The organism is Burkholderia sp. PU8-34 (assembly GCF_053427725.1).
Map to the genome: position 1 here is coordinate 100073 of NZ_JBSAXC010000011.1, position 16664 is coordinate 116736.

24 protein-coding genes are annotated in these 16664 nt (G+C 62.5%); 2 read left to right on the top strand and 22 right to left on the bottom strand.

All coding sequences use genetic code 11. The annotated features are described in order from the left end of the window. Nucleotides 1-87: 87 nt before the first annotated feature. Entirely contained in the window at nucleotides 88-546 is a 459-nt protein-coding gene (locus tag ACV22Z_RS24345) for an Lrp/AsnC family transcriptional regulator (protein ID WP_448078834.1), read from the top strand. A 325-nt stretch (nucleotides 547-871) separates the two neighbouring features. Continuing rightward, nucleotides 872-1441 carry a hypothetical protein gene (locus tag ACV22Z_RS24350; RefSeq protein ID WP_448078835.1) on the top strand — a complete coding sequence of 190 codons (570 nt, stop codon included), beginning with the start codon at nucleotides 872-874 and terminating at the stop codon, nucleotides 1439-1441. A 63-nt stretch (nucleotides 1442-1504) separates the two neighbouring features. Here the strand turns inward: ACV22Z_RS24350 and ACV22Z_RS24355 are convergent, their stop codons facing one another. The 22 genes from ACV22Z_RS24355 to ACV22Z_RS24460 form a co-directional block, all read right to left on the bottom strand. Further along, nucleotides 1505-2137: a LysE family translocator gene (locus ACV22Z_RS24355; RefSeq protein ID WP_448078836.1), complete on the bottom strand. Its 633-nt coding sequence runs from the start codon at nucleotides 2135-2137 to the stop codon at nucleotides 1505-1507. Between the two features lie 187 nt (nucleotides 2138-2324). Continuing rightward, on the bottom strand, nucleotides 2325-2879 hold the full coding sequence (locus tag ACV22Z_RS24360; RefSeq protein WP_448078837.1) for a DUF1090 family protein: 555 nt from the start codon (nucleotides 2877-2879) through the stop codon (nucleotides 2325-2327). A gap of 162 nt (nucleotides 2880-3041) precedes the next feature. Continuing rightward, a complete protein-coding gene (locus tag ACV22Z_RS24365) occupies nucleotides 3042-3416 on the bottom strand; it encodes a hypothetical protein (protein ID WP_448078838.1) in 375 nt (124 codons plus the stop codon). Nucleotides 3417-3421: 5 nt separating this feature from the next. Continuing rightward, the gene (locus ACV22Z_RS24370) at nucleotides 3422-3976 is read right to left on the bottom strand and encodes a hypothetical protein (RefSeq protein WP_448078839.1); all 555 of its coding nucleotides are present in this window, start codon (nucleotides 3974-3976) and stop codon (nucleotides 3422-3424) included. 5 nt (nucleotides 3977-3981) lie between these two features. Further along, on the bottom strand, nucleotides 3982-4752 hold the full coding sequence (locus ACV22Z_RS24375; protein WP_448078840.1) for a sigma-70 family RNA polymerase sigma factor: 771 nt from the start codon (nucleotides 4750-4752) through the stop codon (nucleotides 3982-3984). Beyond that, complete coding sequence (gene fliP / locus ACV22Z_RS24380) at nucleotides 4749-5558, bottom strand: flagellar type III secretion system pore protein FliP (RefSeq protein WP_448078841.1); 810 nt, start codon at nucleotides 5556-5558, stop codon at nucleotides 4749-4751. The genes ACV22Z_RS24375 and fliP overlap by 4 nt, the downstream gene beginning before the upstream one ends. Then, nucleotides 5527-5859, bottom strand: coding sequence for a flagellar biosynthetic protein FliO (locus ACV22Z_RS24385; protein WP_448078842.1), 333 nt, complete (start codon nucleotides 5857-5859; stop codon nucleotides 5527-5529). The genes fliP and ACV22Z_RS24385 overlap by 32 nt, the downstream gene beginning before the upstream one ends. Then, the gene (fliN, locus tag ACV22Z_RS24390; RefSeq protein ID WP_448078843.1) at nucleotides 5859-6188 is read right to left on the bottom strand and encodes a flagellar motor switch protein FliN; all 330 of its coding nucleotides are present in this window, start codon (nucleotides 6186-6188) and stop codon (nucleotides 5859-5861) included. Before fliN ends, ACV22Z_RS24385 begins: the two co-directional genes overlap by 1 nt. Then, nucleotides 6185-7009, bottom strand: a complete 825-nt coding sequence (locus tag ACV22Z_RS24395; RefSeq protein WP_448078844.1) for a FliM/FliN family flagellar motor C-terminal domain-containing protein — start codon at nucleotides 7007-7009, stop codon at nucleotides 6185-6187. Before ACV22Z_RS24395 ends, fliN begins: the two co-directional genes overlap by 4 nt. Next, nucleotides 7006-8199: a flagellar hook protein FlgE gene (locus tag ACV22Z_RS24400; RefSeq protein WP_448078845.1), complete on the bottom strand. Its 1194-nt coding sequence runs from the start codon at nucleotides 8197-8199 to the stop codon at nucleotides 7006-7008. The genes ACV22Z_RS24395 and ACV22Z_RS24400 overlap by 4 nt, the downstream gene beginning before the upstream one ends. Nucleotides 8200-8221: 22 nt before the next feature. After that, a complete protein-coding gene (locus tag ACV22Z_RS24405) occupies nucleotides 8222-8629 on the bottom strand; it encodes a flagellar hook assembly protein FlgD (protein WP_448078846.1) in 408 nt (135 codons plus the stop codon). Further along, the gene (locus ACV22Z_RS24410; protein WP_448078847.1) at nucleotides 8619-9344 is read right to left on the bottom strand and encodes a hypothetical protein; all 726 of its coding nucleotides are present in this window, start codon (nucleotides 9342-9344) and stop codon (nucleotides 8619-8621) included. The genes ACV22Z_RS24405 and ACV22Z_RS24410 overlap by 11 nt, the downstream gene beginning before the upstream one ends. Continuing rightward, nucleotides 9341-9694 (bottom strand): hypothetical protein, encoded by a 354-nt coding sequence (locus tag ACV22Z_RS24415; RefSeq protein WP_448078848.1) that lies wholly within the window; start codon nucleotides 9692-9694, stop codon nucleotides 9341-9343. Before ACV22Z_RS24415 ends, ACV22Z_RS24410 begins: the two co-directional genes overlap by 4 nt. A 95-nt stretch (nucleotides 9695-9789) precedes the next feature. Next, complete coding sequence (locus ACV22Z_RS24420) at nucleotides 9790-11115, bottom strand: FliI/YscN family ATPase (protein ID WP_448078849.1); 1326 nt, start codon at nucleotides 11113-11115, stop codon at nucleotides 9790-9792. Then, on the bottom strand, nucleotides 11108-11815 hold the full coding sequence (locus tag ACV22Z_RS24425) for a FliH/SctL family protein (protein ID WP_448078850.1): 708 nt from the start codon (nucleotides 11813-11815) through the stop codon (nucleotides 11108-11110). Before ACV22Z_RS24425 ends, ACV22Z_RS24420 begins: the two co-directional genes overlap by 8 nt. After that, the gene (locus ACV22Z_RS24430; protein ID WP_448078851.1) at nucleotides 11815-12369 is read right to left on the bottom strand and encodes a hypothetical protein; all 555 of its coding nucleotides are present in this window, start codon (nucleotides 12367-12369) and stop codon (nucleotides 11815-11817) included. The genes ACV22Z_RS24425 and ACV22Z_RS24430 overlap by 1 nt, the downstream gene beginning before the upstream one ends. Next, nucleotides 12359-13813 carry a flagellar basal-body MS-ring/collar protein FliF gene (gene fliF, locus ACV22Z_RS24435; protein WP_448078852.1) on the bottom strand — a complete coding sequence of 485 codons (1455 nt, stop codon included), beginning with the start codon at nucleotides 13811-13813 and terminating at the stop codon, nucleotides 12359-12361. Before fliF ends, ACV22Z_RS24430 begins: the two co-directional genes overlap by 11 nt. Before the next feature lie 9 nt (nucleotides 13814-13822). Next, a complete protein-coding gene (gene fliE, locus ACV22Z_RS24440; protein ID WP_448078853.1) occupies nucleotides 13823-14128 on the bottom strand; it encodes a flagellar hook-basal body complex protein FliE in 306 nt (101 codons plus the stop codon). Further along, on the bottom strand, nucleotides 14125-14571 hold the full coding sequence (gene flgC, locus ACV22Z_RS24445) for a flagellar basal body rod protein FlgC (RefSeq protein WP_448078854.1): 447 nt from the start codon (nucleotides 14569-14571) through the stop codon (nucleotides 14125-14127). Before flgC ends, fliE begins: the two co-directional genes overlap by 4 nt. A gap of 3 nt (nucleotides 14572-14574) precedes the next feature. Then, the gene (locus tag ACV22Z_RS24450) at nucleotides 14575-14940 is read right to left on the bottom strand and encodes a flagellar basal body rod protein FlgB (protein WP_448078855.1); all 366 of its coding nucleotides are present in this window, start codon (nucleotides 14938-14940) and stop codon (nucleotides 14575-14577) included. A gap of 11 nt (nucleotides 14941-14951) precedes the next feature. Then, nucleotides 14952-16079, bottom strand: coding sequence for a flagellar basal body P-ring protein FlgI (flgI, locus tag ACV22Z_RS24455; protein WP_448078856.1), 1128 nt, complete (start codon nucleotides 16077-16079; stop codon nucleotides 14952-14954). Further along, nucleotides 16073-16639 carry a flagellar basal body L-ring protein FlgH gene (locus tag ACV22Z_RS24460; protein ID WP_448078857.1) on the bottom strand — a complete coding sequence of 189 codons (567 nt, stop codon included), beginning with the start codon at nucleotides 16637-16639 and terminating at the stop codon, nucleotides 16073-16075. Before ACV22Z_RS24460 ends, flgI begins: the two co-directional genes overlap by 7 nt. Between the last annotated feature and the right edge of the window lie 25 nt (nucleotides 16640-16664).

Genomic DNA, 16664 nt, shown 5'->3' on the forward strand with positions numbered 1-16664 from the left:
CTCGAATCGGGTTGCGTTGTGGCTATGAATTTCAGAGAATTTGGCATCGAACTCATGATTTGAGAATTTCTTGGAATCGGATGCCAAATGAAACTTGACGCCATCGATCGCCGGATCCTGAGCGCGCTCCAGCGCGACGGTCGCATGCAGAATGTGGAGCTCGCGCACGAGGTCGGGCTGTCGCCGTCGCCGTGCCTGCGGCGCGTGCGGCTCCTCGAGGAGGCCGGCGTGATCGAGAAATACGTGGCCGTGCTGAATCCCGCGAAGGTCGGCAAGGGGCTGACGATCTTCACGCGCGTGTGGCTGAAGGGGCAGGATGCGGAATCGGTGAACCGCTTCGCGGAGGCCGTCCAGCAGATGCCGGAAGTCGTCGAATGCCACCTGATGGCAGGCGACTGCGATTTCCTGCTGCGCGTCGTCGCGGCCGACATTGACGACTACCGACGCTTCCAGATGGAATACCTGACGCGCATCCCGGGTGTGCAGAGCGTGAAGACCGACATCCCGATGCAGAAGGTCAAGCTGACGTCGGCGCTACCGACGTAGCGCGCGTCGGCGGCGTGTGTCGCGCGCGCGCTTGACCGCGCAGTGGGTTGGTGATGCCGCCGATGCCTGCCCCCGCGCAACGCGATGCCAGGAATCATGTTCGCCGGCCTGCGGCATTGGCCACGCGCCGCAGACGGACATTGGACGAACGGTCACAGACTGGAGACAATCAACCGGTATGCTGACTGCATGCGTGATGACTCGGCCACCTGTCCTGCAACTAACGGCCGAATCGCGCCGGCCCGCGCGTTCGCGCGAGGCGGCCGGCCGGCACACCGTTGAGTCGCGCATCTCGATCCCATGATGTTTTCCGTGTTGGGCACCCATGCAAGCCATCAACAGTCCGTGGAATTCGCTGGAGGTCTTCAAGCTCGCCATCGACATCCTGATGCCGCTGTCGGTGGCCGGCTTCGGCTGGTTCATCAGCCGCCGGTTGAAGCAGCTCGAACTCGTGCAGTGGACCAACCAGAAGCTGATCGAAAAGCGGCTCGCGCTCTATGACACCGTCGCGCCGCTGCTCAACGAGCTGCTGTGTTTCTACACGTGGATCGGGCACTGGAAGGACATTTCGCCGGACGACGTGATCCGCGCGAAGCGCGACCTCGACCGGACTTTCCACATCTACCGCTACCTGTTCGAAGACGACGTGTACGACGCGTACCACGCGTACATCCATGCGCTGTTCGAGATGCATACGGGCGCCGGCCGGGATGCGCGGATCCGCTCGCTGATCCAGGCGCCGGATGGTGACCGGATGCAGCATGGCGCCTATGCGTGGAACCCGGCCTGGAACGAACGGTTCTCCGGCGCGGGCATCGTGGACGCCGCCGACGTGCGACGGCTCTACACGCGGTTGATGGAGCGGCTGCGCGTGTCGCTGGGCGCGGATCGGTGAACGGCGCCGGCGCGCGCGCCGCAAGATGGCGGGTGAACGACGGCGACGGGCGGGTACATGCGCTCAGTTCCGGCCGGCGGCCGCGAGCCGCGCGGCGAGCCCGACGAACACCGAACCGAGCAGGTATTGTGGCAGTTTCGACGCTCGCTTGCGTTCGCTGAACTTGCGGCTCAGCTTGCTCGCGGACAGGATCACTGCATCGTTGACCACGAGGCCGATCGCGTTGAGCACCGTCGCAAGCACGAGCATCTGCACGGTGATCGAACCGTTTTGCGGCCGGATGAACTGCGGGAACAGCGCGAGCACGAACAGCGCCATTTTCGGATTGAGGAGGTTCGTCGTCAGTCCCTGGCGAAAGATTGCCGCGGTGGAGTGGCGCCGGATCGACGCGACCGGCGACAGCCCTGTCGGATTCGACCGGAACGTCTTCCACGCGAGATAGAGCAGGTAGGCGGCGCCGGCGAAGCGCACGATGTCGTACGCGGTCGGCACGGCGACGAACAGCTGCGACAGGCCGAGCGCGGCGGCGAGTGCATGACAGTAGGTGCCGGCCTGAATGCCGGCCAGCGTCGCGAACCCGGCGCGGCGGCCCTGGCTCACGCTGCGCGACGCGATCAGCAGCATGTCGGGGCCCGGCGTGGCGGTCAGCGCGACGCACGCGCCCGAGAACAGCGCGAGGGTGGTGAAGTCGATCATGGGAACCCTTTTCGCCGGTGTGGCGTGAAAGGGAGGTCAGTTTAGGAGCGCGGCCGCGGGCGGTCAATCGTGATCGCGCGGCACGTGACGTCGCGCGCGATGCTGCTGTTGACGCTCGGGCCGGTCGTGCCGCTATCGGTGCTGCTGGTGTGGCTGCTGCACGTCTGGCCAGCGGGAGCGGACGGTGTCAGCGCTTCAGCGTGCCGAGATCGGCTTCCACTTCGCGCAGGTCGCTCGTCTTGTCACGCAGCTCGTTCTGCTTCTTGGCGAGTTTCCGCTGCGCCTTCGCGATCTCCTTCGCATCGCCCGACGCCTGGGCTTCACGCAGGCGTTCCTCTGCCTGACGCACGTCATCCTGTGCGCTGCGCACGCTGCGCTGCTTGTCCCGCAGCTTGCGTTCGGTGCTGGCATATTGGCCTGTTCCCGAGCAATTCGCTTCGACATGCGCGAGCGCAGCCTGCTTGCCGATCGCCTTATGCGTATTGCCATATCGCTTCGCATTGTCGATCTGTGCCTGGATCGCCGCGATCCGTGCCGCGCAATTGCGCTTGCCCGCGATCGCGTGGGAACTGGTGAGCAGGACGAACGGAATGGTGGCGGCAATCAGAATCTTCTTCATGAGCAATTTTGCGGGTGTTTCATTGATGATTTGGGCGTGTGTACGCCGGTTGTACTCCCGATCGGTAATGCCGATGCGACGGCATGGCGCCGATCGACGTGAGGGCAGCCATTTGAACAGCAATCTTCGTGGCGGTAAATAAGACTTGTCTGGAAGTGTGGGCCGCAAAAATGTCCTGTCGTTCAAGTCAAAGCCGCCGTCTCGCGCTAGCCTGACCATCGCCCGTCGGCCAGTAGCGCGTCAGATCCGGTTCGTTCCACCGCGATGGCAGCCAGGTCGCGATTGTTACCTCCCCACCATTTCGATCGCGGCAGCTTTGGATTGCGAATCTTCAAGGAGAGCTCGCGTTACGAAATCAGTCATCTCCTGAAACGACGCCGTGCTGGCGAGTTGGTCACCAAACTCTCGCTGCAGCAGGAACTCGACGGCGGCCCGTATCAGGACCGGTGTATCGTTCGTGCCGGACGCGATCAATCTGCCGATTCGACTTCGAAGAACGGCGTGGGGATCGGCGGATCGATGATTTTGTTGCTTTGATTGGCCGGTAATCGTCAACCCGGCCAATCCTCCCGCAGCAGGTCGCCTCGATTTCTTCGCAAGCTCCTGATGAAGGATTTGATTGATTTGATCAAGTATGGGGCCAGTAACCATGGTGTTCACGGAGCTTATGATCGAGACGACGTAGCGGGGTTCTGAACGGTCTGCGCGAATGCAAGAACAGTCGAGTCTTCTGCATTCGGGAAATCGTTGTCGAGCTTCTCGACCACGGCGGCGATGTATCGATTGATTAGCGGATACTGCTTGTTTGACGCGAGTCCTTGTCGCAGCTCCAGAATGGCATCGTCGAAGTGATCGAGAGTCAAACTGCTCAGACCGGAGGCAAAGGCTCGCAACGTGTCGCCGGCCGGCAGCGTATGGAGAGGGGCCCAGACTTGCAACGCGAGTTCGGGCTCTCCGTTCGTCAGTTCCAAAAAACCAAGCATGAAGCGGGCGACTGAATAGTCGGGGGCAAGATCGAGTGCCGCGACAAAATCGGCCTTCGCATGGACATAGTCTTGTCGGCCGGCGTATGTCGCACCTCGCAGCAGGCGTAGACGTGGGTCGGCCGGCCATGCGTCCAATGCTCGCAACGCATTGAGGTCGGAATTCTGAACGGTCTGCAAGATGTTGACCATTTCGCTGTCCGAGCACTGATATGCCGCGTTCTGTTCCTGGGTCATTTGAGTCATGTAACGAGATAGAGGTCGCCAATCGCTCCAATGTCGCCGCGCAGTTTTGCCAGCGCTGCGCGATGCATCTGCGACACGCGTCCCTTGGTTAGGTCGAGGATCCTACCGATCTGATCGAAGGTCAGACCGTGAAAATAGTGGTGTTGCACGATCTTGCGTTCTCTGTCCGGCAACCGCGCAATGGCGTCGCTCAATCGTGCCTTGGTCTGGCGCCACGCGAGCGCCTGATAAGCGTGATCGGAATGGACTGGCGTCTTGCCTGACGAACGGTCGACCATCCCGGTCTCATCCAGGATGAAGCCAATAGCGAGCCCCATCGTCAACGACGCGAGTGCGTGGAATATGTCGATGGCTTGCGTACCGGTTGCTTCATTCAGCGACTCAAGTCGCTCACGTCGGATTTTCGTGCGCAGCGCAACCTGCTCCTGTCCGTCGCTTAACCGAACAACGCCATCCAGCACGCTGCCCGTAATCCGTCGAGTCGAAAACGTTTCGAACTCGACGCCTCTGGCTACGTCGAAACGATCGATTGATTCAAGGAGTCCGATACACGCGAACTGAACGTAGTCCTTGAACTCGACATCGCCATAGCGACGGTTTCGATACAGCTGGCCCGCCAATGCCGTCGCATACGGCAAGTAGCAGTCAAACAGTCGTTCTCGGGACACGGGGCTTCGGTCCTGCAGAAACGTGTCCCATAGCTGTTGTGTGCCAGATGCGCGCGGATGATTCGTCGTCGGCATGCCGGCCGGATCGGGAAAGGTCATTTGAAGCTGCCCAGAACGCCACGCAGGATCAAACCCCATCCGTCCACCAGCACGAACATCAGCACCTTGAGCGGCAGAGAAATCGTCGCCGGCGGCACCATCAGCATCCCGAGCGACAGCAAGACACTCGATACGACGAGATCGATCAAAAGGAAAGGCAGCAGAATCACGAAGCCGATCTGGAATGCCACGCGCAATTCATTGAGGATGAATGCGGGCGTCAACTGCAACAGACTCACGTCGACCGGCGTTTCCGGTAGCGGTTGATGCGACAACTCGTACATCAAGCGCAGTTCGTCCTCGCGAACCTGTCGTAGCATGAAGTCGCGAATCGGTCCGCTGCTGTGGTCGATGGCCGATTTCAGATCGATCTGGCCGTTCATGAACGGTTGCAGAGCGTCGTGATTGATGGTCTGAAGCGTCGGCAGCATCGCGAATATCGTCAGGAACAGGGCGAGGCTGATCAATACCGGGGTGGGCGGTGTTTCGGGCATGCCGAACGCATGGCGAATCATGGAAAGCACGATGGCAATCCGGATAAACGCCGTCATCGACACCACGAGCGCGGGCCCGACGCTCAGCACAGTGAGCAACGTTGCGATGCGTACGGCTTCGGACGTTCCTTGCCCGGCTCGTGCCAGATCCGAAGCGGTCGACAGCGAGAGAGGAACGACGATGCTTGCGTCGGTAGCGGCATGCGCAATGCCGGCGCTGAAACAGGAAAGCAAGGCCAGTCCGGCGCATCCCCAATAGGGAAGAGTGCGTCGCTGCATGTCAACGATCCGGATCGTGGCGATCGTGCGCATCCAGCACGCGTACGCCGGCGGCATCCGTGACCAGCATGACGACACGCTGGTCGTACTCGACGAGATGCAGGGTTGCCCGCGGCGCAAGGCGTGCATGTTCGACGACACGTATGCGCGGCGTCGACGTGGAGCCGGATGTCGATCCGCGCGACAGGCGTTTGCGCAGCATGAGGATTGCCACGATGCTCAGCCCGATGCAAAACAGCGTCGCGGTCGCGACATGGCCCCAATCGATATCGGGATAGCGTGCGGCAACGACGCTGGACGCGGGCGTCAACCAGGATGAAGAGGATTGGTTCATCACTGGGGCGGCGCGATGTTGAGGATTCGAACGCCGAAACGCCCATCAACAGCGACGATTTCTCCTTGTGCGATCAGCTTGCCATTCAACAAGACCTCGACGGATTCGCCGACTGATCGATCGAGTTCGATTACGGCGCCGGCCTGAAGCGCCAGCATGTCCTTGACGGTCATGCTGGCGCGGCCCAGGCGAACGTCGATGTCGACCTTGACGTTGTCAAGCAGGTCGAGCGCCGGACGGCCAGCCTCGTTTTCGAGGGGCTCGGGATGGTGTTCGGGCAGCGTTACACGCGTGACCGTCGAATGTTGGGGGAGCGTATGTGTCGTCATGAAGTGGAAGGCAGCGAGAACGATGTCAATTGGAAGGACAGGGAAGCGCCGGTACGACCTGGCGTGCCGGCGCCGACGGGCGTCGAGATGCCGTCGATCGCCAGGGTGACGGGCGCGTCCAGCGCTTGATCGAGCGGGATGACGTCCCCGACGGCGATCGATGCGAGGTCGGACGCAGACAGGCGGCACCGGCCAAGCAGGACTGATAGCGCAATCGGACTGTCGTCGAGTGCGACACGCAGCGGCGCGGACGTTTTGTCGAGCGCCGACGTTTTGTCCAGCTTGCCGGCGGCATCGGCAAACGCCCAAATCCGGCTGATGTCGCAGACGACGTTGGCCAGACGCGAACCGTTCGTCGATACGATGTGCATTTCGACGGAGCCATACCTGAACGACGGCGAAGCCGATTCGCCCGGTGCGTGGATCGAACGGTCGACCGTGGGATGCGACAACGCATCGGATGCCGACCGAAGCAGGTCGACCAGTTCGTCGATCATCCTTGCAGCGATGGACGTCAGCGCGTCGTGGCAACCCGGCGAACGGAATGTTCGATGGTCGATCACATAGGCTGCTTCGATCAGCAGCCGATCAGCGTCGGGCGACAGCGTAAATCGAATGCCGTCGGCCTGCGTATGGTGGACGTATCCGTCATGGTCCGGAAGAGGCGTTCCGATCGGTATGCGAACGATGCTGTCGATAGCGAATACCGCCGTGGCGAACCAACGCGTTTGCCATTGGGTCAGCGCGCCATTGAGCCAGGCGCGCGCCTCGATCAGATCCCGATCGCTTTCGGGGCGCCATGCGACGGGCTGTGCGCTCATCCCTGTCCTCGCATCTGGAAAAGCTGCATGATCATTTCATTGGCGGCGCTGATCACCTGAGACGACGCCTGATAGCCTCGCTGGATCAGGATGAGCTGTCCGAACTCGGATGAGAGATCGACGTTGGAAGCCTCGGTCGCGCCTGAAAGGAGGGTGCCGACTCCGGGGCCGTTGCTTGCCCGATAACTGGGTGCGGCCGCGTGCGCGCCATCGAACAGGCCATTACCCATCTGGACCAACTGCTGCGGATTTGCGAAACTGGCCAGCGTGACGGCGCCGAGCGTGTCGGTCTGGCCGTTCGAATATCCGATCGCCAGCGAACCGTTCTGACCGATGCTTAGCGACGCCAACGTGCCGGCCGGGTAGCCGTCCTTGGAGGCCGCGCGCAACGTCGATGTACTGCCTGCGGAGAAACTCGTCACACCGCTCGAGAAATCGAGCGTGACGGTGAGGGCCGGCGCATGGGCAGGGCGCAGCGTCACGTCGATCTTGTCGCGACCCGGCTCGACGATTCCGCCGATGAACTGCAACGCGCTTTCCTGAACGGGAATGCCGTTTTCGTCGGTGACAGCGACCTTCCAGCGGCCGGGGATGACGCTCGAATCTGGCGAGAAATCGATCTTGAGGCTATGCAGGCCGCCATTGGCATCGTAGACGTCGACATTCGGAATCGAGAAGCTGGTCGAGCCGGTCGACAGGTTGTCGGAAAACTGTACAGCGGTCGTCGGCTGGGGCGGGCTGAATTGCTTTCCTGAGACGGACAGGCCGGCCAGGCTACCCGATGACGTGAGCGCCGCAAGTTGCAGGCCCGTGGCCTTGTCGCGGATGGTGCCATCGTCCTGCACGGCGAATTGTCCGGTTCGGGCATAGCGAACGTTCTGGCCATCGAGCAACGTGAGGAAGCCTTCGCCCTGGATGGCCAGATCGAGCTGACCGCCGCTCGAACGCAGGTCGCCCTGCGTGAAGTTCAGTGATGCGTAGCCATATTCGACGCCACTGCCGAAATACATCGTGTTCGATTTGCCGGGGGCGTTCTGGGCGAATTGCCGCCCGTAATAGAGGTCGGCGAACTGCGGGGTCGACGTCTTGAACCCGGCTGTGTTCAGATTCGCGACGTTGTTGCTGATGGTCTGCAATCCCTTCGAGTAGGCCGTCAGACCGCTCATCCCGATATAGATGCTTTCAAGCAAGACGTTCTCCTGAACCGGGGGGTTATCGGACGGACACGATCTGGGGCACGGTCGCCTTGGTCAGGAATTGACCATTGGCCGTTTCGATCGTGAGTTGCGGTTGTGCGTCCTTGAACGACACGCTCTTCACGACGCCGCTCAGCAGAGCCGTATCGGTTTGCACATCCACGTTGCGTCCGAGCAGCCCAAGTGTTTGCGTGGCGGATTGCACGGAGAGCAGGTTGTCGATCTTGTCGGTCATCTGGCGTGTTTGCTCCAGCGACGTGAACTGTGCGAGCTGCGACACGAACTCGAAATTGTCGACGGGCTTCAGCGGATCCTGATAGGTGAGCTGCGTCAGGATGATCTGAAGCAGCGACTGCATATCGAGACCGATCGAATCGATCCGGTTGCCGAGATCGGATGAAGCGCCTACCGGGTTAATCGCCATGGGAATGTTCTCCAGAAATCGTCAGGTTGCGGTTGACGCCGTTGACCAGAAGCGTTGCGGAACGAATGCCGTATCGACGTAGTGCCTGTCGGGCGTGCAGATCGAGTGCATCGAGGTCTTCGTGGCTGGCGAGCCGGGTACGGAGTGCGATCGCGATTCCGCTCTCTCCGTCGGAGACGGTGAGACGAAACGGTGCGTCGGCAGTCGGTTGCCGATAAGATGCCGATCGATCGGCGAGACAGGCGGACGGCTCAGCCCCGGATTCACCGAAAACAAGCCGGGGGGGCGGAGCCTGATGGCTTCTCCGTTCGCACGGCTGCATCGCGATCGCAGTCGCTGGCGAGGCAGGCGACGTCCCGAGCGGCACGCGCGAATGTAGTCCGGTGATTGGTGCATGCGACGTCTCGGCGGCGGCACGAACGCGGCCGCTGTCGGCGGACGGATCGATGCATGCGCGGAACTCGGGCTGATTGGCGGGCGCGGGGAGCGCATCGTCATTAATCGGCCGCATTCGTTGCACCGATGAATGGTGTGGGCGACTGCCAGGTAACCCGGGTTCGCGGCTGTCCCGTTCGGCTTGCGATGCGCCGTTCCACATTTCCCGTTCCATCGAGCGCAAAAGCTGTCCGAACGCATTGGCCGATTCCGGCCTGGCGAACGCGAGCGCATCGCCGAACGGATTGGCAGCCGAAATCGTTTGTATGTCGACTTTCATCGATCCTCCGTCGAGCATGCGGATCGGATGTCGAGTTCGGCCATGCGGCGCTCGTCAAGCGCCCGGCGGTGCCGGCCTTTGGCGTCGGCGACATGCTTGCTTGCGAGCTCCGCGAGCCGGTCGCCTTGCTTGAACCGTGTCCGGCATGCGTCGAACTCCGTTTGCTGCCGAAGCAACTGAATGCGTGCTTTCTCGCATTCGGAAGTGAGTGCAGCGAGCGCGCCCGCAAAGTTCGCAAGCAGCGCCGGCGATAGCTGGCCCGCTGAACTGGCGGCGTCGCGCCACTCCGCGAAATGCGCGTCGCGTGCGGCAACGGCATGTGATGCGCGTTCGCGTTCGGCATCGAGCAAAGCCTGCGCGCGTGCGACGTCCGCCAATGCGCGTTGACGCAGCAGCACACGAAGTCCGGCGATAGCACGAGCATTGCCGAGACGGCAACGTGTCGTCATGCGGCATCCCCCAGCAGATGAGCCAGCGATGCAAGCGCTTCGTCACGCTCGACGGCGTCGGCGACATCCTGTCGAAGAAATGTAATGAGGTTGTTCCGAACGCGCAGCGCGTCGTCAAGCGCCAGGTTGCTTCCGGATACGTACAGGCCCGCTTCGATCAGCGTGCGAGACGTTTCGTACAGCGACAGACCGGCGAGCGCCCTTGACGCAAGCGCACGCTCCGAGTCCGACGCGACATGCTGCATCACGCGGCTGACACTGCGCGTGACTTCGATCGCCGGAAAGTGGCCTTGCTCGGCGAGCGCGCGTGTCAGCACGATGTGGCCGTCGAGCAAGGCCCGCATGGTTTCCGCCATCGGATCGTCGATTTCGTCGGTTTCCGCGAGTACGGTCATCAATGCGGTGATTGCCCCGCTGCCGCGAAGCGCGCCGCAACGTTCGACGACCTTGGGTAATGCAGCGAACACACTCGGCGTATAGGCGCGCACGGTCGGCGGCTCGCCGGCGGCGAGGCCGATTTCGCGAAGCGCGAGCCCGTAGCGGGTGATGGAGTCGAGCAAGAGCAGGACATGCCGTCCCTGCGCCCGGAAGTATTCGGCATGGGCCAGTGCCGCGAGCACGCTGCGCACGCGCAGAATGGCCGGCTGGTCCGACGTGGCCACGACCATCAACGAGCGCGCGCGTGTGGTGTCCGACAGGGAACGCTGCCAGAACTCCTCTGCTTCGCGACCGCGTTCACCGACGAGACACAATATGCAAACGTCGGCTTCGACGTGTCGGGCAAGTGCTGAAAGCAGCGTCGTTTTACCCACGCCGCTTCCGGCAAATACTCCAACGCGTTGGCCGATACCAAGTGTCAACAGCGTGTCGATGGCGCGGATACCCGTTCTCAGCGGAACGGTAGGCGACATGCGGTCGAGCGGTGGTGTTTCCCGCCCGGCGAGCGGCCAGCGCTCGAATGCTGCGATGCCCTGACCGCCATCAAGCGGGCGCCCGAGCGGATCGATCACGCGGCCGAGGTAGTTGTCACCGACAGTGAATGTGGCATCGGCGTGGACGGCATGAACGACATCGCCAACGCGGATCGACGTGGTGTGCTGGTAGGGCGCAAGGGTGACCCGGCCGCGTTCCGCGCGCGTGACTTCCGCGAACAGCGGTCTTGACGCATTCGATCCGATTGCACACAGCGAGCCGATCGGCACGCCGGGGCCGTCGGCTTCGAGAAACGTCGGCATGATGCGCGTGACTCGGCCGAGCTGCGTAACGGGATCGAAATGGCGCAGGGTGTTGAGGATCGCGTGATCGGTTCGGGCGTCAGTCATGGTGATGCCCCTCGTTCAACAGGCGCGCGATCCGCTCGTGCTGGCGCGATATGCTTGCGTCGATCCTGCCGAGCTGCAGATCGATGAGGCAGGCGCCTTCCTGCAACGCAGGATCGGCAACGAGTTCGACATGCGATCCTGTCTCGATCTTCTCCAGTGCGCTGGCGTCGGGGAAGTCGGCCGCCGAGACACGGATCGCCAGCACCGATCCTTCGGCGAGCAGCGCCATTCGGTGACGGATGGTTGCGACGACGAGGCTCGCATAGTCGTCCGGATTGCCGAGTACGCGCTCCAGCGCAGCCAATGAGAGGTCGATCGCGAGCGTCTCCATAGCATCGAGCTTTTGAGTGAGTGCGCGACGCGCGTCGGCGACGCAAACCTGGAATATTTCGGCTCGCTCGGTCTCCGATCGGACGAATTGGCGACGGGCAGTCTCGGCGCCGCGCTCGAATGCTTCGTCGGCGCGGGTGTCCAGCGCGGCTCGGCTGTCAGCCAGCAACGCTTCGAGTTCAGCGACGCGCGCGTTCAGGGCGTTACGTTCCGGCGCGGTGGTGGCGTCGCGCGCGGTGACACCGGATGCGGTCGGGTCCGGTCCGGCCGACGGATCTGGCAAGACCTGATTGCGCGCCGTTCCCCGTCGGACCGGCAGAACCTCACGGTCGCTGGTCAGCAAGACCCGGCCAGCCTTGATGATCGCCATCAATTTCGTCCTCCGCGAATGGTCCTGAGCTGGCGTTGCGTCCAGGTCATCCGCGCGGTGTCGGCGAGCTGGTCGTCGATAGATGCAGGCGCCGGGAGCGTATGGGCGTCATGGCGGGCCGCCTGCATCAACGCCTCATGTGCTTGCGGCGTGATAGGCGGCGATGCAGGCTGCTGCGACAACGTTGCACGCCGGTCCGCCGGAACCCTCGAGAGGAATGAGTCGAGATGTGCATTGCCAAACGGTCGAACGGCCCTGATCAGCAAGACGTCTGGCCAATGACCCGCCAGGCGCGCGAGCAGGGCCGGGGCGTCGTCCGAATGCGATGCGTCGCCATGGCCGATGGGCGTCGCTGTCTGCGGAGCCGAGACGAAGGCGAGCGGCGTCTCGGACAGGGCCGAGGCGGCTTCGGCGAGCAGTGGACCCAGTTGCGTCCGTTCTTCCTCGGTCAATGCGTGCCAGACGGCCTCGATGTCAGCGACCGGGCGGTGTGCTAACTCCGCCACCGCGCTTCGGAGGCGGCGTTCGCATCGAGATGGGGTATCAGCTGCCATGTCGGCCTCGTGCATCGGCGAGCAGTGTGCGTAGTCGCAACACATACTGTTCGCGTTCCGATTCGGTCAGTGACCGCGAGCGACGGGTATTTGCGCGCTTGCCGCGGATGCGAAGCAGCGAGACGCAAGCGAGCGACATCGCCAATCCGATGTAGCCGACGAGCGGAAGGAACGGATCAAGCTCGCGAAGAATGCGTTTGATGTCGCGCTTGATCTCGACATAGGCCGAATCCCTTCCATAGGCCGAGCCGTCGGCATTGTCGGCGGATGCCACGGGCGCAGGGGCGAGAATTTGCGAAGGCGGCTGAACGGCGGAGCGCTGGCTGGCGAACACGGAGACGGTGTCGCCGCGCGCCGTATTTGCGCCGACCGCGGCGCTCGAGATTGCCTTCAGCCGATCCAGCACGTCGCCAGGCAATGAGCCGTCTACCACGATCCCGACGCTCAGGCGCTTGATCGTTCCCGGCGCGGAAACGACCTGCTCGACCTTGCGCTCGCTGCGCGTCCCGTCATTGGCCGCAGTGGCGCCTGGCAGCGGGGGGAGGCCCGGCGGCGGGAGCGTTTGCCTGCTGATCGGCTGAACCGGTCCGGACGCGTTGTCGTTCGAGACCGGCCGGCTGACGCCGGATTCGTTCGTCGTGCGGATCTGATCGAAATTCAGGGTGGCGTCGACACTGACGGCTGCATGAAGCATTCCGATAAAAGGTGCGATCTGGCCGGTAATCTTGCGCACGTATTCCTGTTCGATCGCATGCTTGAGTGCGTAATGCGGGTCGTCCGTGTCCGATTCGCGTGAATTGACCGGTCCGCCGCGCTGGTCGACAACCGTGACATCTGCAGGCGCCATCTGAGGGATGGCAGCAGCAATCAGGCGCTGGATCCCACGGACCGTGTCGGGCGTCAACGCTTGTCCGTCATGCACGAACAGCGCGACGGAGGCTTTCGGACGATCGTCGGCGCGACGGAAGACCGACGATTCAGGCAGCGTGAGATGCACGCGTGCCATGTCGATCTCATCGAGCGACATGATCGTGCGCGCGAGTTCGCCTTGAAGCGCGCGTTGAAAATTGACCTTCTGAGCGAAATCCGTCAGACCGAGATCCGAGTTGTTGAACAGCTCGAATCCGACCGTGCCTTGCAGGCGAAGGTCGGCGCTCATCATCTTCAGGCGAGTGGCTCGCGTGTCACCCTCCGGTACGAGGATCGCATTGTTCGCTTCGTCGACCCGAAACGGAACCTTCTGACGTTCCAGTTCGGCGATGATCGCAGCAGCATCCTGCGACTTGAGATCGCTGAACAGGACCTGATAGCTCGGGCGGAGCACCCAGTAACCGGCGACGGCGAGCGATGCGACCAAAGCGACGAGCGCAGCGATCCAGGCGAACTGTCGACCGGGAGGCGCGTGGCTGAAGAGGGTGCGATAGCGGGAAATCAATGTCATCATGGAATTTGGTTACAACTGCATCCGCATGAGTTCCTGGTAACCCTCGACGAGCCGGGCGCGGACCTGCAACGCGAATTGCAACGACATCCGGGCTTCCTCCAGGGCCATCATCACCTGATGCGGAGGTGTCGAGCCATCGAGCGCAAAGTTGGCAACGGCCTGGTCGGCCGTGACGAGCGCATGATCGACGCGAGCGACCCCGTCGGTCAGCCATTTGCCGAAGCCGGACTGATCGATTGGTCCGGCGGAGATTGAAACAGTCGCGCCAAAGGTGGGCGGCAGCGGCTGCACGGATTCGATGGTTTCGATGTTCATGAGCGGTTCCCCAGTTCGAGAGCGCGCATGTACATCGAGCGGGCCGCGTTGAACATGACGGTATTCGCTTCGTAGGTGCGCGATGTCTGCACCATCAGCGACATCTCGCCGGCGTGATCGATGCCGGGGTAAGCAACGAATCCCTTCGCGTCGGCGTGCGGATGGACCGGGTCATGGACGAGCCGGACCGGCGTATCGATATGCTCGATTCCGTAGCTCTGGACACCGGTCAGACCAGAGGAGGACGACACTGAGCCCTCCTGCAGATGATCGGCAAACGACGCACCGACGCGAGGGCCGGAAACGAGGCGAAGCGGGCGATACGGCTCGCCGGTCGCCGTCCGGGTCGTGCCTGCATTGGCGAGGTTTTGCGCGATGACTTCCATGCGCTGATGTTCGACATCGAGCCCTGAACGGGCAATTGCGAAGATCGAGTCACCCATGCCTTACGCCCCCTTGATCGCCAATTGCCGAAGCTGCATCGTCCGGTCGAGCATGCCGATCAGCATGGCGTAACGTGCGGATGTCTCGGACGCCGCGGTGATTTCGTTGTCGAGCCGAACGGCGTTTGACTCGATCGGCAGCGAGGTGTCGATGCGCGCCGTCACGGCGCGCACGCGCGCGAGACGATCCGCATCGGAGTCGTTCATGTGCGGCGCTGCCGCGTCGCGCAGTTCGGCTTCGAAAGACACGCGTACCGGCGCGTAGTTGGCCGAGTTGGCATTCGCGATGTTCTGTGCAGTCGCTGTCTGCCTGACATACAGGCCATCGAGCGCCTTCGCGGTGATTGCGGTCACGAGATCGATCGGCACGGGCATTCTCCTTATTGAACGATGATGTGTGCGTGCAGCGCTCCGGCTGCCTTGACGGCTTCCAGGATCGCGATGACGTCGCGCGTACTGACATGGCTGGACCTGAGCGCCTGGACGAGCTCGCCGACGCTGCCCCGCGGGAATGACGCCGCGACCGTCTGACCCGGTTCGTCGACCCGCATTTCGGTGTTGCCGACGACGAGGCTGCGCACGTTCGGACTGCTGATACCGATCAGGCCGGGTTGCGAAGCGTTAAATTGCGTCGCAACCGTGACCTTGATGTCGCCATGCGAGATCGTGATCGGCGTGATGCGCAGATCGCCGCCTGCGACGACCGTTCCCGTCCGCTCGTTGATCACGACGCGCGAGCTCTGGTCGGGAGCGACGGCAAGTGCTTCGATCTGCGCGACGAAGCGATTCAGACTACCGTCCGCCTGCGGTGCACGAATCCGGATCGTTTTCGCGTCAATCGAATGGGCCGTGCCGAAGCCGAGCGAATGATTGACGCGTTCGGCCGTCCGTTCTGCAGTGGTCGCGTCCGCCTCCTTGAGGACGAAGGTCAGGTAGCCGTCGCGATTGACCAGGTCGGCGATTACCGGGACTTCGACGGTCGCCCCCTCGGGCACGATGCCGACGGTAGGATGGTTCTTGACGCGCATGTTGCCGTTGGCGTCGTAGCGATAGCCGCCGACCGTCAGCGGACCCTGCGCAAGGGCATAGACGCGTCGGTCCGGGCCGCGCAGCGGCGTCATGATCAGCGTGCCGCCGGACAGGCTGCGCGCGTCGCCTACGGACGTCACGTTGATGTCGATCTTGTCGCCGACATTGGCCGTCGGTGGCAGCGATGCCGTGATCATGACCATTGCCACATTGCGGCTCTGCAATTGGTCCTGTGCCAGATTCAGGTCGAACTGCGACAGCATGTTCGTCATTGCCTGACGCGTGGCCAGATTGCGCGGGGTATCTCCCGAACCCGACAGGCCGGCGACCACGCCATACCCGACCAGCATGTTGTCGCGCCAGCCGAGAAAGCGCCCGAGGTCCTTGAGACGGACATCAGTTTGCGCGCCGGACGCGGCGGTGCTGACGAGACCGACGGCAAGCAGGCCAGCGAGGAGGGACGTGATGCGTTTCACCATAAGCCGAGCCAAGCGAGGAATCGCGGAATGAGACCGGGCTTCGACCGGTCGGTGATGAAGCCTTCGCCGACGTAATCGATCTTCGCGTCGGCAAGGCGGGCGGAAAGCACGGTGTTGTTCGCGGCAATATCCACGGGACGAACGCGCCCTTCGAGGCGAATCTGGGTCTTTTCACCGTTGACGTCGATGGCCTGATTGCCGGCGACAAGCAGATCGCCTGCCGGTGTGACATCGACCACATTGACGCTCAACTGAGCCAGCAGCTTCCCGGCGCGCTGAATCTGGCCTTTGCCGCCATAGTTGTCGCCGACACCGAACTGAAGAGCGTTCTGTCCGGCGTACATTGTCGAAACGCTGCCTTGCAGGCCTACGTTCGATTTGGTAGACGTGTCGGCGCTGTTGCTGGCGCTCGAGTTTTCGAACACCAGGACCGTGACGATGTCGCCCGGCTTTGACGCACGACGATCCGCGGTCAATGGCTGGTAGGTCGAGCCCTGATAGAGATCGGCGGTTACCCCAACGGCGGGAAGGAGGAGTGCCGAGACCAGTGCAACGCGCATCGTGATCGGAAGTTCACATCGCATC